This window comes from Paenibacillus sp. GYB004, from assembly GCF_036577605.1.
GTDB classification, from domain to species: Bacteria; Bacillota; Bacilli; order Paenibacillales; family NBRC-103111; genus Paenibacillus_AB; species Paenibacillus_AB oceani.
Genome location: NZ_JARBDB010000063.1, coordinates 102,718 through 127,776 on the forward strand (window position 1 = coordinate 102,718; position 25,059 = coordinate 127,776).

General features: G+C 55.5%; 24 protein-coding genes and 1 tRNA gene. 4 read left to right on the top strand and 21 right to left on the bottom strand.

Annotated elements, in window-relative coordinates:
- Window position 1 precedes the first annotated feature (1 nt).
- The 4 genes from tpiA to PV433_RS27995 form a co-directional block, all read right to left on the bottom strand.
- Entirely contained in the window at window positions 2-754 is a 753-nt protein-coding gene (gene tpiA, locus PV433_RS27980; protein ID WP_332075322.1) for a triose-phosphate isomerase, read from the bottom strand.
- Window positions 755-866: 112 nt separating this feature from the next.
- Complete coding sequence (locus tag PV433_RS27985; protein WP_332075323.1) at window positions 867-2,048, bottom strand: phosphoglycerate kinase; 1,182 nt, start codon at window positions 2,046-2,048, stop codon at window positions 867-869.
- 145 nt (window positions 2,049-2,193) lie between these two features.
- A complete protein-coding gene (gene gap / locus PV433_RS27990; protein WP_332075324.1) occupies window positions 2,194-3,198 on the bottom strand; it encodes a type I glyceraldehyde-3-phosphate dehydrogenase in 1,005 nt (334 codons plus the stop codon).
- Between the two features lie 75 nt (window positions 3,199-3,273).
- A complete protein-coding gene (locus PV433_RS27995) occupies window positions 3,274-4,296 on the bottom strand; it encodes a sugar-binding transcriptional regulator (RefSeq protein ID WP_332075325.1) in 1,023 nt (340 codons plus the stop codon).
- A 266-nt stretch (window positions 4,297-4,562) separates the two neighbouring features.
- Between PV433_RS27995 and PV433_RS28000 the strand changes: the two genes are divergently transcribed.
- Both PV433_RS28000 and clpP read left to right on the top strand, forming a co-directional pair.
- A tRNA-Arg gene (locus tag PV433_RS28000) sits at window positions 4,563-4,637 on the top strand.
- Window positions 4,638-4,964: 327 nt separating this feature from the next.
- Window positions 4,965-5,546: an ATP-dependent Clp endopeptidase proteolytic subunit ClpP gene (gene clpP / locus PV433_RS28005; RefSeq protein WP_332075326.1), complete on the top strand. Its 582-nt coding sequence runs from the start codon at window positions 4,965-4,967 to the stop codon at window positions 5,544-5,546.
- A 350-nt stretch (window positions 5,547-5,896) separates the two neighbouring features.
- On the opposite strand, the gene PV433_RS28010 is transcribed toward clpP, so the two are convergent.
- From PV433_RS28010 to PV433_RS28090, 17 genes are all read right to left on the bottom strand, one after another.
- The gene (locus tag PV433_RS28010; protein ID WP_223836869.1) at window positions 5,897-7,666 is read right to left on the bottom strand and encodes a stalk domain-containing protein; all 1,770 of its coding nucleotides are present in this window, start codon (window positions 7,664-7,666) and stop codon (window positions 5,897-5,899) included.
- Window positions 7,667-7,857: 191 nt separating this feature from the next.
- Entirely contained in the window at window positions 7,858-8,127 is a 270-nt protein-coding gene (locus PV433_RS28015) for an HPr family phosphocarrier protein (protein WP_110842828.1), read from the bottom strand.
- A 114-nt stretch (window positions 8,128-8,241) separates the two neighbouring features.
- Window positions 8,242-9,171 carry a DNA-binding protein WhiA gene (gene whiA, locus PV433_RS28020; RefSeq protein WP_190930280.1) on the bottom strand — a complete coding sequence of 310 codons (930 nt, stop codon included), beginning with the start codon at window positions 9,169-9,171 and terminating at the stop codon, window positions 8,242-8,244.
- 6 nt (window positions 9,172-9,177) lie between these two features.
- Window positions 9,178-10,164, bottom strand: a complete 987-nt coding sequence (locus PV433_RS28025; protein ID WP_332075327.1) for a gluconeogenesis factor YvcK family protein — start codon at window positions 10,162-10,164, stop codon at window positions 9,178-9,180.
- Window positions 10,161-11,063 (bottom strand): RNase adapter RapZ, encoded by a 903-nt coding sequence (rapZ, locus tag PV433_RS28030; RefSeq protein WP_190930282.1) that lies wholly within the window; start codon window positions 11,061-11,063, stop codon window positions 10,161-10,163. The genes PV433_RS28025 and rapZ overlap by 4 nt, the downstream gene beginning before the upstream one ends.
- Window positions 11,064-11,220: 157 nt before the next feature.
- Entirely contained in the window at window positions 11,221-12,168 is a 948-nt protein-coding gene (locus tag PV433_RS28035) for an ROK family glucokinase (RefSeq protein ID WP_190930283.1), read from the bottom strand.
- 177 nt (window positions 12,169-12,345) lie between these two features.
- Complete coding sequence (trxB, locus tag PV433_RS28040) at window positions 12,346-13,293, bottom strand: thioredoxin-disulfide reductase (RefSeq protein ID WP_332075328.1); 948 nt, start codon at window positions 13,291-13,293, stop codon at window positions 12,346-12,348.
- 68 nt (window positions 13,294-13,361) lie between these two features.
- Window positions 13,362-15,104, bottom strand: coding sequence for a tetratricopeptide repeat protein (locus tag PV433_RS28045; RefSeq protein ID WP_332075329.1), 1,743 nt, complete (start codon window positions 15,102-15,104; stop codon window positions 13,362-13,364).
- A gap of 132 nt (window positions 15,105-15,236) precedes the next feature.
- The gene (locus tag PV433_RS28050; RefSeq protein WP_332075330.1) at window positions 15,237-16,187 is read right to left on the bottom strand and encodes a ribose-phosphate diphosphokinase; all 951 of its coding nucleotides are present in this window, start codon (window positions 16,185-16,187) and stop codon (window positions 15,237-15,239) included.
- 502 nt (window positions 16,188-16,689) lie between these two features.
- Window positions 16,690-17,379 (bottom strand): bifunctional phosphoribosyl-AMP cyclohydrolase/phosphoribosyl-ATP diphosphatase HisIE, encoded by a 690-nt coding sequence (gene hisIE, locus PV433_RS28055; protein ID WP_332075331.1) that lies wholly within the window; start codon window positions 17,377-17,379, stop codon window positions 16,690-16,692.
- Window positions 17,376-18,134 carry an imidazole glycerol phosphate synthase subunit HisF gene (gene hisF, locus PV433_RS28060; RefSeq protein WP_332075332.1) on the bottom strand — a complete coding sequence of 253 codons (759 nt, stop codon included), beginning with the start codon at window positions 18,132-18,134 and terminating at the stop codon, window positions 17,376-17,378. The genes hisIE and hisF overlap by 4 nt, the downstream gene beginning before the upstream one ends.
- Before the next feature lie 112 nt (window positions 18,135-18,246).
- Window positions 18,247-18,849 carry an imidazole glycerol phosphate synthase subunit HisH gene (hisH, locus tag PV433_RS28065; protein ID WP_332075333.1) on the bottom strand — a complete coding sequence of 201 codons (603 nt, stop codon included), beginning with the start codon at window positions 18,847-18,849 and terminating at the stop codon, window positions 18,247-18,249.
- A gap of 3 nt (window positions 18,850-18,852) precedes the next feature.
- Entirely contained in the window at window positions 18,853-19,461 is a 609-nt protein-coding gene (gene hisB / locus PV433_RS28070; protein WP_332075334.1) for an imidazoleglycerol-phosphate dehydratase HisB, read from the bottom strand.
- Window positions 19,458-20,741: a histidinol dehydrogenase gene (gene hisD / locus PV433_RS28075; RefSeq protein ID WP_442951586.1), complete on the bottom strand. Its 1,284-nt coding sequence runs from the start codon at window positions 20,739-20,741 to the stop codon at window positions 19,458-19,460. Before hisD ends, hisB begins: the two co-directional genes overlap by 4 nt.
- Window positions 20,742-20,769: 28 nt before the next feature.
- Window positions 20,770-21,408 (bottom strand): ATP phosphoribosyltransferase, encoded by a 639-nt coding sequence (gene hisG / locus PV433_RS28080; RefSeq protein ID WP_190930292.1) that lies wholly within the window; start codon window positions 21,406-21,408, stop codon window positions 20,770-20,772.
- A gap of 16 nt (window positions 21,409-21,424) precedes the next feature.
- A complete protein-coding gene (locus tag PV433_RS28085; protein ID WP_332075336.1) occupies window positions 21,425-22,627 on the bottom strand; it encodes an ATP phosphoribosyltransferase regulatory subunit in 1,203 nt (400 codons plus the stop codon).
- A gap of 179 nt (window positions 22,628-22,806) precedes the next feature.
- Window positions 22,807-22,953, bottom strand: a complete 147-nt coding sequence (locus PV433_RS28090) for a hypothetical protein (protein WP_332075337.1) — start codon at window positions 22,951-22,953, stop codon at window positions 22,807-22,809.
- Window positions 22,954-23,079: 126 nt separating this feature from the next.
- Here PV433_RS28090 and PV433_RS28095 point away from each other — a divergent pair, with 126 nt between their 5' ends.
- Together PV433_RS28095 and PV433_RS28100 are read left to right on the top strand one after the other, a co-directional pair.
- Complete coding sequence (locus PV433_RS28095) at window positions 23,080-23,559, top strand: PH domain-containing protein (protein WP_332075338.1); 480 nt, start codon at window positions 23,080-23,082, stop codon at window positions 23,557-23,559.
- Window positions 23,552-25,045, top strand: coding sequence for a PH domain-containing protein (locus PV433_RS28100; RefSeq protein ID WP_332075339.1), 1,494 nt, complete (start codon window positions 23,552-23,554; stop codon window positions 25,043-25,045). Before PV433_RS28095 ends, PV433_RS28100 begins: the two co-directional genes overlap by 8 nt.
- Window positions 25,046-25,059 lie beyond the last annotated feature (14 nt).

Sequence of the window (25,059 nt, forward strand, 5' to 3'; positions counted from 1 at the left end):
CTTAGCGCGCCCCCTCGACGAGCTGGACATAAGAAGCCGGCTCCAGGCTGGCGCCGCCTACGAGTGCGCCGTCGATATCTTCTTTTTGCATAAATTCGCGGATGTTGTTCGGTTTGACGCTGCCGCCGTATTGAATCCGCACTTTGCCCGCGACTTCGCCGCCGAACACTGCCGAGATTCTTTCGCGGATATAGCCGATTACGTCAGCCGCATCTTCGGCCGTCGACGTTTTGCCCGTGCCGATCGCCCAGATCGGCTCATAGGCTACAACGACTTGTGCCGCCTGCTCCGCGCTAAGGCCCTGCAGAGCCGCTTCCGTCTGTACGCGGCAGACATCCTTCGTTTTGCCCGCTTCACGCTCTTCGAGGCTCTCCCCGACGCATACGATCGGCAGAAGTCCGTGCTTGAACGCCGCATGGACTTTTTTATTGACGTTCTCATCCGTCTCGGCGAAGTAAGCCCGGCGCTCGGAGTGGCCGATGATGACGTAGTCGACGCCCAGATCTTTCAGCATGGCGCCGCTGATCTCGCCCGTGAACGCGCCGCCGTCTTCCCAGTGAAGGTTTTGCGCTCCGACTTTGAGCGTTGTGTCTTTCACGGCTTGGATCAGAGCCGGCAAACTCGTATAAGGCGCGCAAATGACGCTTTCCACGCCGTCCACTTCCGCTTTGCCTTTCACTTCCTGAATGAACGCAGTCGCTTCGCCGACCGTTTTGAACATTTTCCAGTTGCCTGCAATAATCGGAGTTCTCATCGGATTTTCGAACGCTCCTCTCGAATGTAAAGTGGGGACGTCCCCTTGGTAAAACTACATGCTATGTTCATCGTGATGCGCGAATGTGTATGTGAAAAGCGTAACGCCGTTCTTACTTGTCGTTCAGAGCAACGACGCCCGGAAGCGCTTTGCCTTCCATAAATTCAAGCGATGCGCCGCCGCCGGTGGAGATGTGGTCCATCTTGTCCGCCAGGTGGAACTTCTCGGCTGCCGCAGCGGAATCGCCGCCGCCGATAACGGTGTAGCCTTGCGTAACCGCACAAGCTTCCGCGACCGCTTTGGTTCCGTTCAAGTACGGATTCAGTTCGAATACGCCCATCGGTCCGTTCCAGACGACCAGCTTCGATTTGGCGATGACGTCCGCGTACAGCTCGCGGGTTTTCGGTCCGATGTCGAAGCCTTCCCAGTCCGCCGGAATTTCGTTGATCGGCACGACGCGGGTGTTGGCGTTATTGCTGAAATCGTCCCCGATCACAATATCGACCGGCAGCATCAGATTGCAGCCTTTTTCCTTCGCTTTTTTCAGGAAGCCCAGCGCCAGGTCGAGCTTCTCGTTGTCGACGAGCGATTTGCCGATTTCGTAGCCTTGAGCTTTCAGGAACGTGTACGATAAACCTCCGCCGATGAGCAGGTTATCGGCAATACCGAGCAGATGTTCGATCACGCCGATTTTGTCTTTGACTTTGGAGCCCCCGACGATCGCGGTGAACGGACGGTCCGGGTTGTTCAGCGCTTTGCCCAGAACTTCCAGCTCTTTCTCCATCAGCAGTCCCGATACGGCCGGCAAATGATGCGCGATCCCTTCCGTGGATGCATGAGCGCGGTGAGCGGCGCCGAAAGCGTCGTTCACATACAGCTCAGCCAGCTCGGCGAACGCTTTTGCCAGCTCCGGATCGTTTTTCTCTTCGCCTTCGTAGAAACGTACGTTCTCGAGCAGCAATACATCGCCGTCGTTCAGACTGGCGATTTGCGCCTTGACTGATTCGCCGATCGCTTCATCCGCTTTGACCACCGGTTTGCCCAGAAGTTCCGACAGACGTGCCGCTACCGGAGTCAGTCTCATCTCCTCGACGACTTGTCCCTTCGGACGCCCCAGATGGCTCGCGAGGATCACCTTCGCGCCTTGCTCCGTCAGGAAGCGAATCGTCGGCAGCGTCTCGCGGATCCGGGTATCGTCGGTAATTTGGCCGTTTTCCAGCGGTACGTTAAAGTCGACGCGGACGAATACTTTCTTGCCGGCCGTCTGAACGTCCCGAACGCTTTTCTTATTCATGGGAACTCCCCCTCTTGTAAAAGTGTCTACCGTCAAACAAGGAGGCACACACAGGGAAAGAGGAGAATCGCTTCTCCCCTTCCCTTGCCTTCTTACGCGGGCGGAACGTACGAGAGCGTCCCGCCTGTAGCGCGGTTATTCGATATTACAGTCCTTTGTTGGCGATGAAATGAGCCAGGTCCACGACGCGGTTGGAGTAGCCCCACTCGTTGTCGTACCAGGATACGACTTTCACGAGGTTGTCGCCTACGACCATCGTCGACAGCGCGTCGATCGTCGAGGAAGCCGGATCGCCGTTGAAGTCGCTGGATACAAGCGGCTCCTCGGTATAAACCATGATCCCTTTAAGCGGTCCGTTAGCCGCTTCTTTCAGAGCTGCATTTACGTCGTCAACCGACACGTTAACTTTCAGCTCGGCTACGAGATCCGTTACGGATACGTTCGGAGTAGGTACGCGGAACGCCATGCCGTTCAGCTTGCCTTTCAGCTCAGGCAATACGAGGGATACGGCTTTCGCTGCGCCTGTCGAAGAAGGAATGATGTTCTCGGCTGCTGCACGCGCACGACGCAGGTCTTTATGCGGCAGGTCAAGTACTTGCTGGTCGTTCGTGTACGAGTGAACGGTCGTCATCATGCCTTTAACGATGCCGAACTTGTCGTTCAGTACTTTGGCGAAAGGCGCCAGGCAGTTCGTCGTACAGGAAGCGTTGGAGATAATCGTATGCTTGGCAGGATCGTATTGGTCGTCGTTAACGCCCATAACGATCGTGATGTCTTCGTTCGATGCAGGTGCGGAGATGATAACTTTCTTCGCGCCGCCTTTCAGGTGAAGCTCAGCTTTTTCTTTTGCCGTGAAGATACCGGTCGATTCTACGACGATTTCTACGCCTACGGAAGCCCAAGGCAGGTTGCCCGGATCGCGCTCGGCGAATACTTTGATTTCTTTGCCGTTTACGAACAGTGCGCCTTCGCCTGCTTCTACTGTAGCGTTCAGGCGGCCATGCGTCGTATCGTATTTGAGCAGGTGCGCCAGCGTGCTGACGTCCGTCAGATCGTTAATCGCTACGATTTCTACATTCTCGTTGTTCAGCGCTGCCCGAAATACGTTCCGTCCGATACGTCCAAATCCGTTAATCCCTACTTTAACCATTGAAAAGTCCTCCTCGAGAGAAATGGAATCTTGTATGTCAAGACAAGCCTGTAGGACTTGTCAAGATAACCTGGCCTACACGTACTTCAGCAGCTCGGTGGCCGCCGCTTCGTCCGTTACGAGCACATCCTCGTGCCCGAACTTCATAACCGCCGCGATCGCTTCGCCTTTGCTCTTGCCCCCGGCTACCGCGATGACGACTTCCGTCTCCTGAATGTCCTCGAGCCGCAGGCCGACCGTCTGCATCTTGTGCACGACATGGCCTTCGCGATCGAAGTAATAACCGAACGCTTCCGCCAGCGCGCCTTCCGCCGTCAGCTCTTGAATCGTCTGGAAGTCTACCTTCCTCCGACGCGCCATCACCATCGCGTCGCCGATTCCGTGAACGACGATACGCGCACTGCGAATAACCTCGACGATTTCCAGTATGTTCGGATCCTGCATGAGAGATACATAGGCTTCCTCGCCTAAATGATCGGGCACGTGCAGCAGACGGTATTGTCCGCCTGCTTTCTTCGCCATTGTCGAAGCGATCGAGTTCGCCTGCAGCTCGACGCTTTCACCCAAACCGCCTCTTGCGGGCACGAACATGCTGCCTTTCATCTGAACCGACGGGGTCAAAAAGTTCGCCACTTCCGCAAGCGTAGATCCGCCTGCTACGGCCACGACATCGTTTTTCGATGCGTATCTCCGCAGCGCGGCCGCTCCGGCCCGGCCCACTTCCTTCTTCGTCAGTTCGGATACATCCGAATCTCCGGGTACGATCACAACCTGGCGCAGCGAAAACCGCGTCCGCAGCGTCTCCTCCAGATCGGACAACCCTAGCAGCTCCTTAACGATCGGCTCCATATCCTCCAGCAGCTGTCTGCCCGAGTCGCTGAGCTTCATCCCGGACGATTCCGTCTCGAGCAATCCTTGCTCGCGCAGAAAATCGACCTCGCCCCGCAGCACCCGTTCGCTTAGCTCCAGATGAGTGGCCAAAGCGCGACGGCCCACAACCCCCGTCGTCGATATATGATGCAAGATGGTGTAGCGTTTCTTCAAGACGTCCGTCAAATCCGGCAACAGCCTCTTTTGAATATCCAAAATCTGCCTCATGGATCGCGGACACACTCCCGAAACGGATTGCAGCTGGCGGGATTTTTATCGGGACATTTTTAGTCCCGCACTTTCATTTTCCGTCCCGCAACTTCCACTTTATTATATGCATCTTTTTCTGAAAATGCAAGGCGACATTTGTTCGCATCTTTTGTCGAAACAATAGGGCTTAAAATTCCCTCAAAAGAAACAGCTTGCTTTTTTTTTATCGATGTCCTATAATAACCTTTGCGTCCGAAAAACAGTTATGACGCAAACAACAATATGCGCTCGTGGTCCAATGGATATGACGTAGGCCTCCGGAGCCTGAGATCAAGGTTCGATTCCTTGCGAGCGCGCCATATATGACACCGACAGACGTCCTTTGGACGTTTTTTTGCATTATAAGGGCTATTCTCACAGCTCGGCCTTGCTCGCTTCAGTCTAAGGTTTCAAATGTTGCCTCCAGTCCTGTTTATGGAGCGGGCTGCTCCTCCCGTGGATCCTTGGAGTATCCGGTACGCTTGACCTTATAGACTGCCAAACCGCTGGCTATACTGGAAAAGCGGACGGAATAAACATCGTTTTAATTGATTTGACCTTTCTTGACCTTTAGCCCATTTTCCGTTATGATAGAGGTAGTTTCCACCCCGAGTGGACGATCCGTTTCAATTAAGGAGGCTTTAGCTATGAGTTTTATCCCTATGGTAGTCGAACAGGACGCACGCGGTGAACGTGGGTACGATATTTATTCCCGTCTGCTCAAGGACCGGATCATCTTCCTCGGCACACCCGTAAACGACGCAATCGCCAATGCGATTATCGCCCAGATGCTGTTTCTGGCGGCGCAAGACCCGGATAAAGACATAAGCCTGTACATCAACAGCCCCGGCGGCTCGATTACGGCCGGTATGGCGATATTCGATACGATGCAATTTATTAAACCGGACGTATCCACGATCTGCGTCGGCATGGCCGCTTCGATGGGCGCCTTCCTGCTCGCTGCAGGCGCCAAGGGCAAGCGCTACGCGCTGCCGAACAGCGAAGTGATGATTCACCAGCCGCTCGGCGGGGCCGAAGGCCAGGCCAGCGATATCGAGATCCGTGCGAAGCGTATCATCAAGCTGCGCGAGAAGCTCAACGGCATTTTGTCCGAACGTACGGGCCAACCGCTCGAGCGGATCGACAAGGATACCGACCGCGACTATTTCATGAGTGCGGAAGAGGCGGCCCAATACGGCATCATCGATAAAGTCGTCTCCAAGATTTAACTATTCCATACTTCACTAACCCAGAAAAGAGCTCGCTGAACCGGACCGGTTTGGCGAACTCTTTTTTTATAGACTGGAGTGGGCAGGAAGCGCCCATAAGAGCGGTCCGTACCCTTTATTTTGTCCGAAACCCGCTCCAACGAAGACTTAAGAGCGGTTTGTAGCTGCTACTACCCGCAAAAAGAGTGCAGACCCGACCAGTTGGTTGAAATAAGGGGTACGAACCACCTTTATTCGTCGCTGTTTCCCTCATATGCCGAAAATAGAGGGCTCCAAAGACTCTTATATTGTTCAGTGCCTGCCTACCAAAAAAAAGCCGGGAGCCGTTTAAGCTCCAGGCTATTGTTCGATTAATCGAGCGGATAAAAGATCAGGTTCATCGGGAATGCCGAACCGGCCGGCGGCGTAAATTCGATATCGAGCGATGGCTCTTCGCCTGTCGTTCTGGCGAGAATTTGCACGCTTTCGAACGCCGTAATAACACCCGACGGCGGCGCCAGCACGAATTCGCCGTTAATTTTGAGCGGGCCCTTGAACGGGCCTCCCCGCGCCTGCAGCAAGATCGCCATCTTCCGCGGCTTGTCCGAATGGATTTTGTAGACGACTCCGTAGTTGCCGTCATCGGTCACCTCCGCATTCAGCGTCGGGTCGATTCCCTTCTGCCACTCGTCATAGTCGTTGTCGCCAAAGATCAGCCGGGTCGGCTTCGTAAAGGCGCTTGCATCGATATCCCAACGTTTCTCGGTTACCGGGAACGTCCCGCGGATGTGTCCATCGCCGGGCAGCTGCTTGTACAGCAGCGGATACGTGGAGGTCGGAGACTCGATGCTGGAATCGATCGCCATGAAGGAAAATTCGATCAGACCGTCGGTTTCCACATCGTATATAACGTTAACGCCTTGTCCCGGCAGGAATTCCGGCATTTGCACATACACCCGGGATTGTCCCGGCGGCACTTCCAGCTCCCGGCTTGTCGGATCGGCGAGCAGAAACTCGACCGATGCCTCATGGCCGATCAGATTCGCATAAATCGACGGATACACTTCGCCTTTGTTGGTCGTTTTGACTTTGACCGGCTTCGTGCCCGGGTTCGTAGCCATAATAACGAACTGCACTTTCTCGTCCGAACCGTTAATGTGATCCGCATACAGCCGCGCTTTGCCCTGTACTTTGTCCGCGTACAAAATGCCCTTGTCCTCGAACGTCTCCGGGCTGTCGCTGACGAGCAGCTTGCGCGAGCGGTCTTCGGTCACCTTCTTCTCGAAGGCCGGCAAATCGTTGAAGTACGCATACACTTCCGTCCAGTTCGTCGGTACGAGCGTCTGAAGCGGGTAGACGTGAAGTTTGTAGTCCATCGGAGACTTGTACATCACTTCCGAGCTGATCTGAATGTAGCGGGAATATGTCTCGCTGACGAGCCCTTTCCCGTCCTTGACCTTCAGCGTGATCAGATGTTTGCCTGACGAGAAGAAAGCTTCCTCCTTGCCCGCCCACTCGTACACGAGCCCTTCGGCGTCCGGATCGTAGCTCAGGTCGATATACTGGATCGGCTCACCGATTTTGTACACGGGCTTCCCGAATGTAAACCTGGCGACCGGACGGGAGTTCCCGTCTTTGTCGACGATCGACGGCGGCCGTTTGACATACGTGATCTCCAGCCGTTTCTGCTCGGCATTAAACGTGTACTTGGCTCCGAAAAAGTCCATCAGCCAGCTTTCCTTCACCATCAGCTTGTCGTTGAACATCCGGGCGACGGAGTCGAACGGCAAGTAAACCCCATTAATAAATACCGACTTGTTCACCGAGTCCAGCTCGATGACCGCCCGGGACGTCTTCACTTCCACCCGGTGCGACTTGTCGTTCCATTTCACTTCAAACCCCATCTTCTCGCCCAAAAACTTAATCGGCACAAACCGCATATTGCCGTCTTTCAAGACCCCCGGCGTGTCCAGATCCACCTTGGCCGAATCGACGTAAGCGACCGGCTCATCCAAGTGCAGCCAGATGTTCATCGTGGTCGTAGATACTCCCCCCGCTCCGGATACCGGAACGACAGCCGCCGCCATAAGCACGCACAGCAAAGCAAGCCCCATCCACTTGCGCAAACCTCTCCTGTTCAACTTCTCTCTCCACTCTTTCTATGTATAATATAGGTTGTCTGTACATTTAGACGCGATGCAGGGAGAAAGGTTGCACGTAATCTTCAAGGTTTATTTGCCGCCGAAACGCCAAAAAAGCCTCCTCGATAAAAGGAAGCTTTCGGATACTCCGTATGAAGCGGCGGGCCGGTTTACGGCCCGGGGAGAACGTCTTATTGGTTCTCCAGTTCTTCTTTGCCGACCAGGGCGACTAAAGCGGTTACAGCCTGTTCTGCGTCCGAACCTTCCGCGCTGATGTGTACTTCGGTGCCGGAGCTGATGGCCAGGCTCATAATGCCCATAATGCTTTTGGCATTTACTTTCTTATCGTCCTTCTCGACGAAAATTTCCGACGAAAACTTGTTCGCTTCTTGGACAAACAATGCCGCCGGTCTTGCGTGCAATCCCGTTCTCAGTCGTACGACTGCTGGACGTCTGGTCATGTAACCGATACCCCCTACATCTTATGATCAACGTTCCGTTGAAATTCGTTATTGACATATTATATCATTTATTACCGAACAGTTAAAGGAAAGTTCCCCATGATTTCAAACTGTTCAGGAATTTCTCATTTTTTCGGCGAGTTCGTCCAGCTTGCGGAGTCTGTGATTCACTCCGGACTTGCTGACACTGCCTTTCAGCAGCTCCCCGACTTCCTTCAGATTCATATCCGGGTGAAGCAGGCGAACCTCCGCCACCTCCCTCAGTTTCTCCGGCAAATTCTCAAGACCCAGCTCTTGCTTCAAATACCTGATATTCTCGATTTGTCTGACGGCCGCCCCAATCGTCTTATTCAAATTGGCCGTCTCGCAGTTGACGATCCGGTTGACCGAGTTGCGCATATCCTTCATGATGCGGACGTCTTCGAATCGCAGCAGCGCCTGATGCGCGCCGATCAGATTCAAAAACTGGATAATCTTCTCGCCTTCCTTCATATAAAACACGTAGCCTTTTTTTCGTTCGATGCAGCGCGCGTTCAAGTGAAACTTGTTGGCCAGCTGACACAAGGCGTGGCAGTGCTCCTCGTACATCGAAGCGATCTCGAGGTGGTACGAGGAACCCTCGGGATTGTTGACCGAACCTCCGGCCATGAAGGCCCCCCGCAAATACGCTCGCTTGCAGCAGTTGCCGCGCACGATCCGCCGGTCGATCCCCGGGGTAAACTGAAACCCTTCGGATACGATGCGGAGGCTGCCAAGCACTTCCTGAACCTGATTCGGCACTCGGACGATATATACGTTGTTTTTTTTGAGTCTCATCTTTTTGCGGACGAGCAGCTCGGTATGAAGGTTGAAATTTTTTTTGATCAGCATATAAATACGCCGGGCGATGGCCGCATTTTCAGTGGAGATGTCAAGCACGATGCGCTGGTTCGTCAGCTGGACGGTCCCGTTCATCCGGATGAGTGCTGCCATTTCCGCTTTCTCACAGCACTCCTCGGCCTCGACCATGGTCAGCTCTTTTTTCGTTTGCGCCGCAAAAGACATCCCTTGTCACCTCTTTCGCACCATCCAGCTTTCCACCAGTTGAAAAATATGGTGGCTCAGCCTCGCCGCGTCATGGCGCAAGTAAGTCCGGAACAGAACAAGCCGGTCGGCGATCACCTTGTAACCCCGTCGGGTCACTTCCTCCATATCGAGGTGTACCGCTTTCGCGCCTTTCTCCGCATACTTGCTCTGAACTTGCGGCGGAATTTCTCCATTATTCACGATGACATAGTCGAACAGATGGTGTCCCACATGATCGTATACGGCCTGCAAATGGTCGCTGACCGTAAAATCGTCGGTTTCACCGGGCTGTGTCATCACGTTACAGACAAAGATTTTGACCGCCTCGGAACGCATAATCTCTTCCGCCAGCTTAGGGACGAGCAAATTCGGCAAAATGCTCGTATACAAGCTTCCCGGGCCGACCAGAATCGCGTCCGCCTCACGGATCGCCTCCACCGCTTCTTCGAGCGGTGAAACGTCAGCCGGTTCGATGAATACCCTATTAATTTTTCCTCCGGCGTTCGGAATATTCGACTCGCCTTCAATAATCGTCCCGTCCTTCATCTCGGCCTTCAGGATGATCTGGTGATCGCTTGCCGGCAGCACGCGGCCCCGGACAGCAAGCACCCGGCTGAGCTCCTTGACTCCAGTTACGAAATCGCCGGTAATATCCTTCATCGCGGCCAGCATCAGATTGCCCAGACTGTGCCCGGCGAGGCCCGCTCCGCTCGAGAACCGGTGCTGAAGCAGCTTTGACAGCAGCGGCTCTACGTCGGCCAGGGCGATCAGCACGTTGCGAATATCGCCTGGAGGCGGGATTTGCAGCTCGTGGCGAAGCACGCCGGAGCTGCCCCCGTCGTCCGCCACCGTGACGATAGCCGTAATATCGAGAGGCTTCTCCTTCAGTCCCCGGAGCATGACGGACAGACCGGTACCGCCGCCAATGACGACAATCCGGGGAAGGCTGCCCTCCTGCACATTTTCGCTCATCGGCTCACCTCGGGACGGCGATCCCGATCCGCGTCCCGATGACTGATCCGCGTCACTTCGGTTTCGCTGCTGCCGAGCATCTTGCCCAAGTATTCGGCGATCGCCACCGAACGGTGCTTGCCTCCCGTACAGCCGATCCCGACAACAACCTGACTTTTGCCTTCCTTCGCATACTGCGGGATGAGAAATTGGAGCAAATCGATCAGTTTCGTCAGAAACTCCTGCGTCTCGCTCCATTTCATCACATAATCGTAGACGTCCGGATCAAGGCCGGTGTTCGGTCTCAGGTGTTCCACATAATGCGGATTCGGCAAAAAACGGACGTCGAAAATAAGGTCGGCGTCAATCGGGATTCCGTACTTAAATCCGAAGGAAATCACGTTGACCGAGATGCTTCCTTTGCCCATGCTCGTAAATCGGGAAATAATCCGTTCCTTCAACTCGGCCGGCTTCAGACTGCTCGTATCGATCACTTGATTGGCCATGCCTTTGAGCTCTTCAAGCAGCTTACGCTCGAGATGGATGCCGTCCAGCGGAAGTCCGTCCGGAGCGAGCGGATGACGGCGGCGGCTTTCCTTGTAACGCTGGACGAGCGTCGAATCGGTAGCGTCCAGGAACAAGATTTCGTACGTAATCGTATAGTTTTCCTTAATCGTGCGCAGCGATTCGGACAACGAGGTGAAAAATTCGCGTCCGCGCAGGTCGATGACGAGGGCCACTTTGCCGATCCGTCCCTTGGACTGGTCGATCAACTCCGCGAACTTCGGGATGAGTACGGGAGGCAAATTGTCTACGCAGAAAAAGCCAAGGTCTTCCAGACTTTGCACCGCGATCGTTTTCCCCGCTCCCGACATACCCGTAATGATGACTAGTCTTGCAACGTTCGCCATGTCCTCCATACGTTTCCCCTCCCATCGCTTGAGAGAACCGCCGGGCGCTGCGGACGCTCTATTCTCTCTATTAGAGGTTGTTCATAAAGCCCATTTCCTAGCTTCATCCCATCTTCTCGGTGCTGAAAACCGGACTTTTTGAACTCGCTCTATTACTGTATGAGGCTTACTTCAAATTTAATCCGGCCGCTCCCACAACACCCGCGTCGTTTCCGAGCGTAGCCGGAACGATATCAACACCTTGAGCGAACACTTCAGGAACGTTCTGAACGTACACTTTGCGGATCTCGTCGAACAAAATATCGCCGGCTTTGGATACGCCGCCGCCAATGACAAACCTTTGCGGATTCAATACAACCGCCACAGCTGCCATCGCTTTGCCCAAATAATACGCCGCCCGCTTCACAATGCGGATCGCCACTTCATCCCCGTCTTTGGCCGCATCGAATACGTCCTTCGCCGAGATCGTTTCATTCAGCGATAGCGAAGTCGCTTCGCCGCGGCCGACTGCATCCTTGGCCATCCGGACGATGCCCGTAGCAGACGAAACCGTTTCCACGCAGCCCAACTGGCCGCATCCGCACTGGATCGCTTCGAGGTCGGGAACGACCTTAATGTGACCCAGCTCCCCGGCCATTCCCCGGAAGCCTTGATAGATCCGGCCGTCGATAATAATGCCGCCGCCTACGCCCGTTCCAAGCGTAAAAGCAACGATATGTTTGAGGCCTGCGCCCGCTCCGCTCCAAGCTTCTCCGAGCGCCGCCACGTTTGCGTCATTGTCGAGCGCTACCGGAAGCCCAAGTCGCGATTCCAGCTCGCTCTTCACGGCAACGTCTTTCCATTTCAAGTTCGGTGCGAACAGGACGACTCCGTTTGCCAAATCGATAAATCCGGCAATTCCAGCTCCAACGCCGGCCACCTGTTCCCACTGGTAGGTCGAGTCGGACACGATCTTCTTTACATATTGCGCGATACGGTCAAGCACCGCTTCGGGACCGTCTTCTGCTCCAGTAGGACCTTCATAAGTGTGAAGCAGCTTACCTTGCTCGTCGCAAATGCCCACCTTAATATTGGTGCCGCCCAAATCCACTCCGACATAAATCTTCTCCGACATTCCCAATGTCACCTCAACCGAAATTGTATTCTACTGTTCCAACTATAAGCCAACCCACCTATTAGGTCAAGTAAAGCGGGAGGCTCCGCAAGGGCGCAAAAGTCCTCTAACGCACCTGTGCGAATATTGGAAAAGGAAAAGGGAGAACCCGGGTTCTCCCTACGATTCGTTGTCCAATTAGAGCGACTTGCTCCAGTCGTGAACCGCGTTTCCTTCCAGAAACTTCTCGCAATCCAGCGCCGCCATACAACCGCTGCCCGCTGCCGTAATCGCTTGGCGGTACTTGTGATCCTGCACGTCTCCGCAAGCGAACACGCCGGGCACGTTGGTCTCGGACGTCCCTGGAGTAACGAGCAGATAGCCGATCTCGTCGGTTTTCAGCTGGCCGTTCAGGAAGCGTGTATTCGGCGTATGCCCGATCGCTACGAAGATACCGTCCGTCTCGATGATCTCTTCCACTCCGGTCGTGCTGTCTTTCACTTTCAGGCCCGTAACTCCCTTGTCGCCCGACACGACTTCGACCGGAGCCTTGTTCAAGCTCCAAGTAATTTTCGGGTTTTCGCGGGCGCGGTCCTGCATGATTTTGGAAGCGCGAAGCTCGTCGCGGCGATGCACGATGCGTACTTCGGTAGCGAAACGGGTCAGGAAGTTCGCTTCTTCCATCGCGGAGTCTCCGCCGCCGACCACGATAATCTTTTTGCCGCGGAAGAAAAATCCGTCACAGGTGGCGCAGGTGCTGACGCCGCGTCCCATGCTTTCCTTCTCGTTAGGAATGCCGAGCAGCTTGGCGGATGCTCCGGTGGATATAATAAGCGTCTCGGCAACAAGCTCCTCGCCGCCTTCGATCTTCAGCTTGAACGGACGGTTCGACATGTCGACTTCGTTCACCCAGCCGGTGCGGAATTGCGCGCCGAACCGTTCGGCCTGCTTGCGCATATTATCCATCAGCTCAGGACCCATGATGCCTTCCGGAAAGCCCGGGAAATTTTCTACTTCCGTCGTCGTGGTCAGCTGTCCGCCCGGCTCCGGTCCTTCGATAACGAGCGGATTCAGGTTGGCCCGAGCCAAATAGATAGCGGCTGTAAGTCCCGCAGGACCTGTGCCGATTACAATCGTTTTGTACATGCTTATTCTCCTCCTTCGCTTCCTGCTTGTGATTGGCGGTATATCCCCTTCAAACGCACGGGGTTGGATCAGAACGGCTCCGAGCTGGTCAGCTTCGGAAAGATCGCGTCCATTTTTTCTTTAAGGCCGCAGGCGACGTCGATCACTTTGACGTTTTTGCTTACGGTGGTGACGGATACGCCGTAACGGATTGCGACTTCATGGTAAGAGATCGCTCTGCGGTGCATTTTGGCCGTCAAATATTCCAGCGCGGCGGCCCAGCCTTCCACTTTGCCGATTCGGGGAGCGTCCGGGTATACCCGGGTCAGAAACTCTACCCATAGCGTCTCCAAGTCGTGCTGTTGAATCATGTCGTACCGTTTATCCATTTTTCGGAGGGCGGCTTCCATGACCTCCTGCCACTTGTCCTTCCACACCGGCAGATGCGGCGACCAGGGCGAAGACTGCAGCGGCGTCTCCCGGCCGTCCAGATTGACGTAGATCGGCTCCTTCGCACGCATGCTGCGCAGCACGAAGATAGCGACCTTCTTTAAATATTCGTCTTCCTCCGGATCGAGCAAAAATTCGCGAAGCGCGTCCTCCACCTCGCTGTCGGCAATAATGCCGAACGCCTGAATGACTTGAAGCTTCGTCTCCACGTCTCCATGCCGCAGCGCCCAGAAAAACGAAGATCGCACCAGCGGGTCCCGCTTCAGATGATCGGGAATGCCGTCCGTCGCCGTCTCCAGCACGCGAAACTGCTCTTCGAAGGGAAGGTGGTAATGATAACCGACCGGTTTCTTATTTCCTGCTTCCGCATCCCTCAACTGAGTCAAGTAATACCGGGGAATATCCGTACCCGGATCGAGCTTCTCGACGGTCCGCCACAGCTTCTCCGCTTCGGCGTATTTGCCGATATTATAAGCCGCCACCGCGGTGTAGTGATAAAGACAAGGATCAAGACCGGACTCGCCGGATTTGAGCAGTCGCCGGAACAACCGGTGGGCGGTTTCGTGCTCGGATAGTATGCCCATTGTCGTCGCCAGCTTGAAGATGTGATCATGGTGCATCGGATACGTTTTCCGCAAGCTTACGAGCAGTTCGCCGAGCTCCTCCCGGTTGCCGCTATGCTGGTGAAAAATGGCGAGATTGCACAAGGCGTGCAAATTCCCCGGCTCCAGCTCCAGCACTTGATGGATCGACGTCATCGCTTTGTCAAACAAGCCCATATAATAATAGGCAAGCGCGAGATTGTTGCGGGCGGCCATAAAGTCCGGCGACTTTTTCACCAGCTTCTCGAGAATGCGCACCGCCTCGGAAAACTTGCCTTCTTCCAGCAGCGTACGCGCCCGGTCATGCTCAAACAGCCCTTCCCTGCTTTTGATCGAGGTGAGCTTCGTCGGCCGTTCCAGCTCATATCCGAGCAGGTCCATCATTTCCTCCGCTTCGTCCAGATACTGGCCGTTCGGATCGTGTTCCAAATAATAAACGAGCGCCTCTTCGGCCGCTTCGTAGTTTTCCATGTTGGCGTAATTGTTTGCCATATAAAAATAACATTCCGTCATGGACGGATCGATTTGTTCGACAATATGCTGCAGAATCCGGTTCGATTCCTCATAATCCCCCGTTTCCGACAAGACGCCGGCCAGGTTGCAATGGTTGACCGGATTATCCGGTTCGAACTCGACGGCCCGCCGGAAGTATTTCAACGCCTTATCGTAACGGTGACGGTCCAAAGACTGGACGGCTCTTTCGAAAAAGAACGTGGCATCCATTTCGACCGTGATGACGTTGCGCTTTTTCGTCTTGGCCACATGCTTTTTCTTTGCCATACTTCAGACACCTCCGGCAACTCTACTTATTACCTCAAAGTATAACACACATCCGGCGAGTTTACCTACTGCTTTGCTGGCATTTCGCGGCGGCGTCCGGCCGGAGGTCGGCCTGATTGCAATAGGCGAGCCTTACACGCCGCCGTATTTGAACAGCGTGCTGATCGATCCGCCTTCACGGATAATCCGAATGGCGTCGGAGAACAAGTGGGCGAGCGACAACACTTTGAACCGCTCCGGATGTCCGTCCGGCAGCGCGATCGAATCGGTAATAACCACTTCCCGGATATTCGGATGATCCAGCCGCTGAAGCGCCGGTCCCGAGAAGATCGGATGCGTCGCACAGACGAAGCAGTCCTCCGCTCCCCGTTCCTTGAGACCTTCCACGACTTTAATAATCGAATTGCCGGTGTCGATCATGTCTTCGATAATGATCGGAGTGCGGCCTTCCACGTCGCCGATGACGTGCGTAATCGTCGCTTCGTTGTGGGCATGGCGCTTCTTGATCATGATCGCGAACGGAGCGTTGAGAATGTTCGCCAAATTTTCGGCGGTAGATGCACGTCCGACGTCCGGAGAGACGACGACCGGATTCGGAATCTTTTTGTTGCGGATATAATCGCTGATCAGATCCAGTGAGGTCATGTGATTAACCGGTATATTAAAGAAGCCCTGAATGGCCGGCGCGTGCAGATCGACCGTCACAATGCTGTTGGCGCCCGCGGTCGTCAGCAGATCGGCTACCAGCTTGGCCGATATCGGTTCGCGAGGAGCGGCTTTGCGTTCCTGTCTGGAATAACCATAGTACGGGATGACAAGGTTGATCGTTCTGGCGGATGCCCTCTTAGCCGCATCGATCATAACAAGCAGCTCTACGAAATGATCGTTGATCGGATGCGAGAACGTCTGCACCAGGAAGACGTCGCAATTACGGACCGACTCCTCGTACAGGCAGTACACTTCGCCGCTCTTGAAGCGGGAAAGCTTGATTTGACCGAGCGGAATACCCAGTTCGGCGCAGATGCTTGCGGCGAGCTTCGGATTGGACGATCCGGAAAAAATTTTACAATTGTCCTTGTACATGGTTACCTCCTAGAAATGGTTGAAGCCTTCCAGCACGTTTCATCAATTATTAACTTGTTTCGACAATACCCAGGCGTGCCTGTCCAAGCACTATTATACTCCCTCGACAAGTTTTTTCAAAAGCTTTCAGTTCCGCATTTCATCAATTCGTCACAAATAGCCCCGTTTCACTTCCAAATCCGACCGAAAAAAAGTCAAGTTTAAGCATCTTCTGGAAATAAAGGCGAATCCACCGGCTGGACTGCACCTCTTCCTTAGTCGGTTAGCATCTCCATCCCGGCCCGGATTACGTATCGGATAGTAAGAAAAGCTTCTAAACGAAGCCTTTTGCCACGATGCAATCCCCTGCGTAAGAGGTAGCTTTCCTTGGTTCAAAATGTCTCGATTCGCTTTATCGCTTTAGCGAACTCAAACCTTCTGGCGTGAATCGTAAAAAAACACCCACCCTTACTCCATAATGACAAGTCTCGGGTGGGATCGTCCTATTCGATACGTTTCAGGCTCAACTGATCGCGTAATCGCTTTTTTGTTTCATATACCGGCGTTCCAGCTCTCCGAGCAGGTCATCGAGCGGCAGCTTCTGCTCGCGCAGCAGCACCATCAGATGGAAGATCAGGTCGCTCGCTTCATAGCGCAGCTCTTCGTGGCTGCGGTTTTTGGCTGCGATGATCACTTCGCCCGCTTCTTCGCCGACTTTCTTCAATATTTTATCGACGCCCTTCTCGAACAAATACGTCGTGTACGCCCCTTCCGGACGTTCCGCGTCGCGCTCGGCGATCGTCGCTTCCAGCTTCTCGAGAATTTCGAACCGGTTTTTCGGTCCGGAAGTTGCCTCGCTTACGTCCGCTCCGCTCACACCCGCGACATTGTAGAAGCAGCTGTACTTGCCGGTATGGCAAGCCGGTCCTGTCTGCTCGACCGTCACGAGCAGCGTATCGCCGTCACAGTCGTAGCGCAGCGAGCGCACCTTCTGAATATGTCCGGACGTCGCTCCTTTGTGCCACAGCTCCGAGCGGGAACGGCTCCAAAACCAGGTTTCCCCCGATTCCGCCGTCAGCTTTAGCGATTCCCGGTTCATGTAAGCGAGCATGAGCACTTCTTTGCTGACCGCATCCTGAACGATAGCCGGAACGAGCCCCGCCTCATCCCATTTGATCGCATCCGCCAGCTGTTCGAACGTTTGACCGCTCATCGGACCTCCACCCCTTTGCTTCTCAGATCGTCCTTAACCTCTTGAATCGTCATTTCTTTATAGTGAAAAATCGTCGCCGCAAGTCCGGCGTCGGCTTTGCCTTGCGTGAATACGTCGTAGAAATGCTCCTTGCTTCCCGCTCCGCCGGAGGCGATGACCGGAATTCCGAGGCTTTCCGATACCGCCTTCGTCAGCGCCAGGTCGAAGCCGTCCTTCGTACCGTCCGCATCCATGCTCGTCAGCAGAATCTCCCCCGCTCCGAGCGCTTCCGCCTGCTGCGCCCATTCGAGCGCCTTGATGCCCGTCGCATTGCGTCCGCCGTGCGTGTACACTTCCCATTCGCCCCACGACTCGTTGTACTTGGCGTCAATCGCGACGACGATACATTGCGATCCGAATTTGGACGCGCCCTCTTCGATCAGACGGGGATTTTTGATCGCGGCCGTGTTGATCCCGATCTTGTCCGCGCCTGCGCGCAAAAGCCGCTTCATATCCTCCGTGCTGGAGATGCCGCCGCCGACCGTGAACGGAATCGTAATCTCCCCCGCCGTTTTCTTCACAACCTCGATCATCGTCGCGCGTCCTTCCACCGAGGCGGAGATATCGAGAAATACGAGCTCGTCCGCGCCTTCCCTGTCATATACGGCCGCAAGCTCGACCGGATCGCCGGCATCCCGCAGGTTGACAAAATTGACGCCTTTTACGACCCGTCCGTCCTTGACGTCCAGACAAGGTATAATCCGTTTCGCCAGCATAGTCTCTTCCCCCGCTTTTCTTCCATAGTAAACTGCCCCGTCCTATACGTCCTCACGATCAGCTTAGTCCCATGTGCTTTATCGGATAAAACGGTTCAACAGCCGCCGGTCGTCAGCGGCACAGCTTCAGGAAACGCTCCAGCAGCTTCATGCCGAGATCGCTGCTCTTCTCCGGATGAAACTGCATCCCGTACACGTTGCCCCGACCGACTATCGCCGTGACTGCCTGGTAATAATCCGTCGTAGCCAGCAGATCGTTCGTTTCCTCCGGAATGACATGGTACGAGTGGACAAAGTAAACGTGTCCTTCCTCCAGCCCTTCCAGCAATGGCGAGGAGCGGCGGAACGACAGCCGGTTCCAGCCCATATGCGGCACTTTGTACGGCCCGCGGAAGCGGACGACTTTGCCTGGCAGCAAATTCAGCCCGTTATGCTGACCGTGCTCCTCGCTTTCGGCAAACAGCAGCTGCATCCCGAGGCAGATGCCCAGCAGCGGCTTGCCGCTGGCTGCGTACTCCAGCACCGTTTCCTTCAACCCGGTCTCGCGAAGATTGTCCATCGCGTCGCCGAATGCACCGACACCCGGGAGCACCGCCCCGCTTGCAGACAGGATAACCTCAGGATCGGACGTTACGACCGCTTCAAACCCTAACCGCTCGACCGCTTTGCTTACGCTGTGCAAATTCCCCATGCCGTAATCGATAATGGCGATCACGCGTTAGAGCACTCCCTTCGTAGACGGAACGCCCTGAACGCGCGGATCGATCGTGGTCGCCTCGTCAAGCGCACGGCCCAGCGCCTTGAAGATCGCCTCCACCATATGGTGCGTATTGCTGCCGTAATGGACGATAACGTGCAGCGTAATCCGGGCTTCGAGCGCGAATTTCCACAAAAATTCGTGTACGAGCTCCGTCGTAAAGCTGCCTACCTGAGCGGAAGGGAACTCCGCCCGGTATTCAAGGTGAGGGCGGTTGCTGATGTCGACCGCCACCTGGGCCAGCGCTTCGTCCATCGGCACGAATACGTTCGCATAACGCTTAATCCCCCGCTTGTCGCCGAGCGCTTCGCGGAACGCCTGGCCGAGGCAGATGCCCATATCCTCCGTCGTATGGTGATCGTCGATCTCGATGTCGCCGTCGGCTTCCATCCGCAGATCGAACAGGCCGTGCTTCGTAAACAGGTCCAGCATATGGTTCATGAAATGGACATCGCTCTGAATCTCCGAAATCCCGGTACCGTCCACATTGAAAGCCAGCTTAATATTCGTTTCGTTCGTCTTCCGTTCGATGGCCGCCGTACGCGTTGGCCGATTCGCCGTATCGCTCATGTGCGCTTCCCTTCCTTTTCCAATCGAATTTGAACCGCCCTGGCGTGGGCTTCCAAGCCTTCGTGCTTGGCCAGCGTGATGATATCCTCGCCGCTGCGCAGCAGCGCTTCCTTGCTGTAATGAATGACGCTCGACTTCTTCAGGAAGTCGTCGACGTTCAGCGGCGACGAGAACCGTGCCGTGCCGTTCGTCGGCAAAATATGGTTCGGTCCTGCATAATAGTCGCCTACAGGCTCCGTGCTGTACGGTCCGAGGAATATCGCGCCGGCGTTCTCGATGCGTCCGAGCATGCCGAACGGCTCGCGGACGAGAATCTCCAGATGCTCCGGCGCCAGCCGGTTCGAGGTCGCGACCGCTTCCTCCTCGCTGTCCGCCATCAGGATCGCGCCCCGCTCGCGGATCGAGCGCTCGGCAATTTCTTTGCGCGGGAGCGACTCGAGCTGGCGGGCTACCTCGGCCTGAACCGACTCGGCGAGCGATTGCGAGGTAGTGACGAGGATGGATGACGCCATCTCGTCATGCTCCGCCTGCGACAGCAGGTCGGCGGCGATATAAGCCGGGTCGGCGCTGTCGTCGGCAAGCACCAGGATCTCGCTCGGGCCGGCGATACTGTCGATATCGACTACGCCGTACACGTACCGCTTCGCGAGAGCGACGTAGATGTTGCCCGGTCCGACGATTTTATCGACAGGCGGGATCGTCGCGGTGCCGTAAGCCAGCGCCCCAACCGCCTGGGCGCCGCCGACCCGGTACATTTCACGAATACCGGCTTCCGCCGCGGCGACCAGAATGTACGGATCGATCCCTTCCTGGCCTCCCGTCGATGCCGGGGTCACCATTACGATCTCGGGCACTCCGGCCACTTGCGCCGGGATCGCGTTCATCAGCACGGACGACGGATACGCCGCTTTGCCGCCCGGCACGTACAGTCCGACGCGTCTCAGCGGCCGGATGATCTGGCCGAGCGTCGTCCCGTCCGGCTGCACATCCATCCACGACGTACGCTTCTGCTTCTCGTGGAAGCTGCGGATATTGGCCGCCGCCCGTCTGAGCGCCTCGATAAACCGCGGCTCCACACGATCATAAGCGGCCAGGATCTCCTGCTCCGTGACGCGGAGCTGACCGGCCTCCAGCTTTACCCGGTCGAACCGCTCCGTATACCGCAGCACCGCGGCGTCTCCCTCCGTGCGAACGGCGTTCAAAATCTCGTTAACCGCTGCATTCTGCTCCGGAGAGCCGTATTCCACTTCCCTCGCCAGCTTGAATTCGTTAGCCTTCATGATGCGCACGTTGCCAGCCTCCTTTCGTTCATCGTACAGCCGCAGCGTTAATCGCCGACTGCAGCCGGTCGCACAGCTGCTGTACCGCTCCGTTTTTCATCCGGTAGCTGACCCGGTTGGCGACGAGACGGCTCGTGATATCCGCTATTTTCTCCAGCTCCACCAGCCCGTTTTCCCGGATCGTATTGCCGGTCTCGACAAGATCGACGATCCGGTCGGCGAGGCCGATCAGCGGCGCCAGCTCGACGTTCCCGTTCAGCTTGATCACTTCAACCTGCTGGCCCTTCTCGCGGAAATATTGCGATGCGACATTCGGAAACTTGCTCGCCACCCGCGGATTAAGCACCGGCTTCCAATCCGGCAGGCCGATGACCGAGAACCGGCAGCGCGCGATGCCCAGATCGAGCAGCTCGTACACGTTGCGGTTTTCCTCCATCATCACGTCTTTCCCGGCGATCCCGATATCCGCCACCCCGTACTCTACGTACGTCGGCACATCGGCCGGTTTGGCCACGATAAATTCCATGCCCATCTCGTGAGCGGGAATAATGAATTTCCGGGAATCGTCCAGATCCTCCGGCAGCGGCATGCCCGCTTCCTGGAACAACCGGTGAATATGCTTGACGATTCTCCCTTTCGGAATCGCTACCTTCAACAGGTCCTGCATCTCAACCATCCTTTCGTCAGCCAAATTCGATGACTTCGCTGTACGCTTCGAGATTTACCGGACTGGCCGCACGCTCTGTCAAGCGGGTACCGGAATCGTTCTTCTTGTCCGCATCCACGCGCAGCGTCTCCACCATCACATTCGGTCTGCTCCGCAGCTCCTGGGCATGCGCGAGCGCCTCTCCAACCTTCCGGGGCGTATACACCACGAGCACCCGGTACAGCTCTTCGGCCGGATCGCACACGGCGACCTCCAGCATCCGGTTCGTCTTCAGGGCAAATCCGGTCGCGGCCGCCGGACGGTCGAACTGCTTCAGCAGGTTGTCGTACCGGCCTCCGCTGCAGACGGGGAAGCCGAGATCCGCCGCATATCCTTCGAACGTCATGCCCGTGTAATACGTAAAATCGCCGATCATCGTCAGATCGATCAGCACATGCTCGCTGACTCCGTACGCTTTCAGCACATCCCAAACCTCGCACAGATGCTGAATCGCATCCTGCGCCATCCGGTCGAGCGACAACCCTCTCGCCTGTTCGCATATTTCCTGTCCGCCGCGCAAGCGCAGGATGCCTTCCAGCTCGGAGCGGACATCGTCTGGGAGTCCATACCCGGCGAGCAAGCTCCGGTAGCCGACGTGATCCCGCTGCAGCAGCCGTTCCTTAAGCGCGCTTTGCTCCTCCTCGCGCCCGGACAGCGCCTCCTGGAACAAGCCGTTCAAAAACCCGACGTGCCCGATCGCGATTTTGAAATCGCGTACGCCCGCCGCCTTCAGGCAAGCGATCGCCAGCGCGACCACTTCCGCATCCGCGTCGGCGGAGCCGTCTCCGACCAGCTCGACCCCAGTCTGGAAAAACTCCGCTTCCCGCCCCGCTTCCTCCTCGAAAGCCCGAAAAACGTTCGAGTGGTAGGAAAGCCGCAGCGGGAACGGATGATCCTTCAGCAGCGATCCGACAACGCGTGCGATCGGTCCGGTCATTTCCGAGCGGAGCACGACTGTCGTCCCTTTTTTGTCCAGCAGCTTGAACAGTCTCCGGTCGGTCGTAGAGCTCGCCACTCCTACCGTGTCGTAATATTCCAACGTGGGCGTTATGATTTGGCGGTACCCCCACTTGTGCATGCATTCCAGCACATTCGTCTCGATGCGGCGCAGCTTGGCGACCGTATCCGGCAAATAATCCTTTACGCCAGTCGGCTTTTCAAATACTTTTGGCTTCGACATGGGCCACTCCCCTTTTCCCGACAGTTGTATCGTTTTCTCCCGCGCATTGTCGCTTTATTGCGTTAATGTATTACCAATCTACCATGCTAACAAAATAAAGGAATTTATCTGATAGTGTATCACGGACGCTCTACAGCGTCAATTGCAGGTTACTTGACTGCTTGTCTTTTTAAAGCCCATCATTCGGAGCTGTTTTCTTTCTGTTTGGCCCTCTCCTGATCTCGCTTAAGCGCCTCTTGGATGTAGTCTCTGCCCGGCAGCTTGCTGTTTATATGCAGCAGCAGGAGTATAATGATAATTAATAAGATTACAATCAGGGTCGTCATCCATATGTCCCCCTTGTTTGCTGTAACCAACCGTCTTTTGGACCGTTTTAATAAGGGATAGAACGATTCGGCCTCTTTAACGTATTACCATTAAGGATATACTACATCCAAGGAGTGACTGCATATATGGAACCTGATCTGACTCAGCGGCTTCACCCGGATTCGATCAAAGCTTCCCGCATTAGCGCAATCATCTTGAACGGTCTGCTGCTCCTCCTGTCGGCCGCTTATCTGGTCGCGGCAAGCCGGTGGGACTGGATACTGCTACCCGGCCGGATCGCCCTCGGTCTGTTCGCCCTGACGTTTATCGTCTTTGTTTGGATCGTTCCGACTGTGGAATTCCGCCGTTTCGCCTATGAAGTGTTCGAAGAGGAGCTTGAGATCCGCTCCGGTCTTCTCTTTATCAGCAACGTTCTTGTCCCGATGGTACGGGTGCAGCACGTCGAGATCGAGAGCGGGCCGCTGATGCGGAAGTACGGGCTGGCTGAAGTGAAAGTCGTCACAGCTGCGACCACTCACCGGATCAGCGGTCTGAAGCAGGACGATGCGGAACGGTTGAAACGGCGCATAGGCGTGCTGGCGAAAGTGGTGGACGACGATGAATGAGACGCGCCGGCTGCACCCCGTGTTTATTTTGTTTACAACCGTTCAATGGATTAAAGCGATGCTTCCGCTAATTATTCTCATTCTCTTCAAAGACATTGACTGGAGCAATCCTCACTGGGCCGTGTACACCGTTGCTCCCGCACTTCTGATCGTGCTGATCGTTTTCGGCGTGTTGCAATGGAAAAAATTCGTATATGTGCTTGAAGACGACAAAATCGTAATTCGCAAAGGGGTCTTATTCCGCGAGGAAAAGTCCATCTATTTTGGCCGTATTCATTCCGTCAACACCGAACAGCCTCTGCTCCAGCGGCTGCTGGGCGTCGTTCAATTAAAGATCGAGACGCCCGGCGGCAAAGCCGATTCGGACGGAGTATTGCCTGCGGTGGCTGTCGCGGACGCTGAGCGGCTGCAGCTCTGGCTCCGCGAAGCGAAAGCTGCCGCGGATCGTCATCCTGACCACGTCTTTGCCGAGAAGCCTGAGCTTGGCGACGCTTCGGCCGATGCTGCTGACAGCAGCCTGAGAGAGCCGCGCGATACGGAGTCGGCTGCCGTCCCGATCGTCCGTTTATCGGCCGGTCAACTGGCGAAAGCCGCCTTTACCTCCATGAACATCGGACTCGTTTTCGTGTTTATTGCCGGTGTCATGTCATTTGCCGACGACTTGCTTCCGCAGCGGTTTTCCGATCGGATCTTCCAAGAAGCAACCGCCCTGATGCCTTCCGGCTGGGCGATCGTAATGGCCGCGCTGATCGGATTGCTGCTCGCTTGGCTCTTGTCGGTCGTCCTTTATGTCATTAAATATGCCGGCTTTACCGTCACCCGCCAAGGCGAACAAATCGCGGTCACTTACGGTCTTCTGGAGAAAAAGAAGCATCTCTTCTCGCCCGAACGCGTCCAGGCGGTTATGGTCAAGGAAGGCTGGCTGCGACAAGCGCTCGGTTACGGCCAGATGGAGCTCCGGGTCGTCGCTTCCGCCAAAGAAGACAAACTGATGTTCCATCCGCTTTTTCGAATGAGCGAGCTGCCCCATATAATAGAAGCGATTCTGCCGCAATTTGCCGCAACGCCGATCGAAGCACGGCCGCCGAAGCGGGCTTTCTTGTATTACATCCGGATCGAACTGCTCCTGGCTGCCCTACTGAGCGCCGGACTCATCGCCTACTTTCGCATTCCCGGCATGTGGTCGCTTCTGCTGCTTCCGCTTATTACGGCATGGGCCGCGAGACGATTCCTCGATTCCGGCATGACGTTGACGGACAAGCAGCTTACGATCCAGAACCGGTTGATCGCCAAGACAACCTGTTACGTGCGCAGACCTCAGATCATGTCACTGCAAGTGAAAGGGTCCGTCACCCAACGGAAGAAGCGGGTGATGACGCTCACAGTGAATCTGATGGGTCATACCGGAGACAACACGTGGAGTGTCGGACATATCGACAAGCAGGATATTGACCGGGTATGGAGCTGGTACAGCAGAAGGGTCTGACGTCTCGCGCCAGA

Coding starts and splice junctions, on each gene's coding strand:
- gap (WP_332075324.1), bottom strand. CDS start 3,198: ATGGTTAAAGTAGGGATTAACGGATTTGGACGTATCGGACGGAACGTA.
- PV433_RS28050 (WP_332075330.1), bottom strand. CDS start 16,187: ATGTACAAGGACAATTGTAAAATTTTTTCCGGATCGTCCAATCCGAAG.
- PV433_RS28100 (WP_332075339.1), top strand. CDS start 23,552: ATGAATGAGACGCGCCGGCTGCACCCCGTGTTTATTTTGTTTACAACC.
- PV433_RS28095 (WP_332075338.1), top strand. CDS start 23,080: ATGGAACCTGATCTGACTCAGCGGCTTCACCCGGATTCGATCAAAGCT.
- rapZ (WP_190930282.1), bottom strand. CDS start 11,063: ATGGAGGACATGGCGAACGTTGCAAGACTAGTCATCATTACGGGTATG.
- hisG (WP_190930292.1), bottom strand. CDS start 21,408: ATGCAGGACCTGTTGAAGGTAGCGATTCCGAAAGGGAGAATCGTCAAG.
- PV433_RS27985 (WP_332075323.1), bottom strand. CDS start 2,048: ATGAATAAGAAAAGCGTTCGGGACGTTCAGACGGCCGGCAAGAAAGTA.
- trxB (WP_332075328.1), bottom strand. CDS start 13,293: ATGTACAAAACGATTGTAATCGGCACAGGTCCTGCGGGACTTACAGCC.
- PV433_RS28085 (WP_332075336.1), bottom strand. CDS start 22,627: ATGTCGAAGCCAAAAGTATTTGAAAAGCCGACTGGCGTAAAGGATTAT.
- whiA (WP_190930280.1), bottom strand. CDS start 9,171: ATGTCTTTTGCGGCGCAAACGAAAAAAGAGCTGACCATGGTCGAGGCC.
- PV433_RS28045 (WP_332075329.1), bottom strand. CDS start 15,104: ATGGCAAAGAAAAAGCATGTGGCCAAGACGAAAAAGCGCAACGTCATC.
- PV433_RS27995 (WP_332075325.1), bottom strand. CDS start 4,296: ATGAGGCAGATTTTGGATATTCAAAAGAGGCTGTTGCCGGATTTGACG.
- tpiA (WP_332075322.1), bottom strand. CDS start 754: ATGAGAACTCCGATTATTGCAGGCAACTGGAAAATGTTCAAAACGGTC.
- PV433_RS28035 (WP_190930283.1), bottom strand. CDS start 12,168: ATGTCGGAGAAGATTTATGTCGGAGTGGATTTGGGCGGCACCAATATT.
- hisIE (WP_332075331.1), bottom strand. CDS start 17,379: ATGAGCGGTCAAACGTTCGAACAGCTGGCGGATGCGATCAAATGGGAT.
- clpP (WP_332075326.1), top strand. CDS start 4,965: ATGAGTTTTATCCCTATGGTAGTCGAACAGGACGCACGCGGTGAACGT.
- hisF (WP_332075332.1), bottom strand. CDS start 18,134: ATGCTGGCGAAACGGATTATACCTTGTCTGGACGTCAAGGACGGACGG.
- PV433_RS28090 (WP_332075337.1), bottom strand. CDS start 22,953: ATGACGACCCTGATTGTAATCTTATTAATTATCATTATACTCCTGCTG.
- hisD (WP_442951586.1), bottom strand. CDS start 20,741: ATGAAGGCTAACGAATTCAAGCTGGCGAGGGAAGTGGAATACGGCTCT.
- PV433_RS28015 (WP_110842828.1), bottom strand. CDS start 8,127: ATGACCAGACGTCCAGCAGTCGTACGACTGAGAACGGGATTGCACGCA.
- PV433_RS28025 (WP_332075327.1), bottom strand. CDS start 10,164: ATGAGCGAAAATGTGCAGGAGGGCAGCCTTCCCCGGATTGTCGTCATT.
- hisB (WP_332075334.1), bottom strand. CDS start 19,461: ATGAGCGATACGGCGAATCGGCCAACGCGTACGGCGGCCATCGAACGG.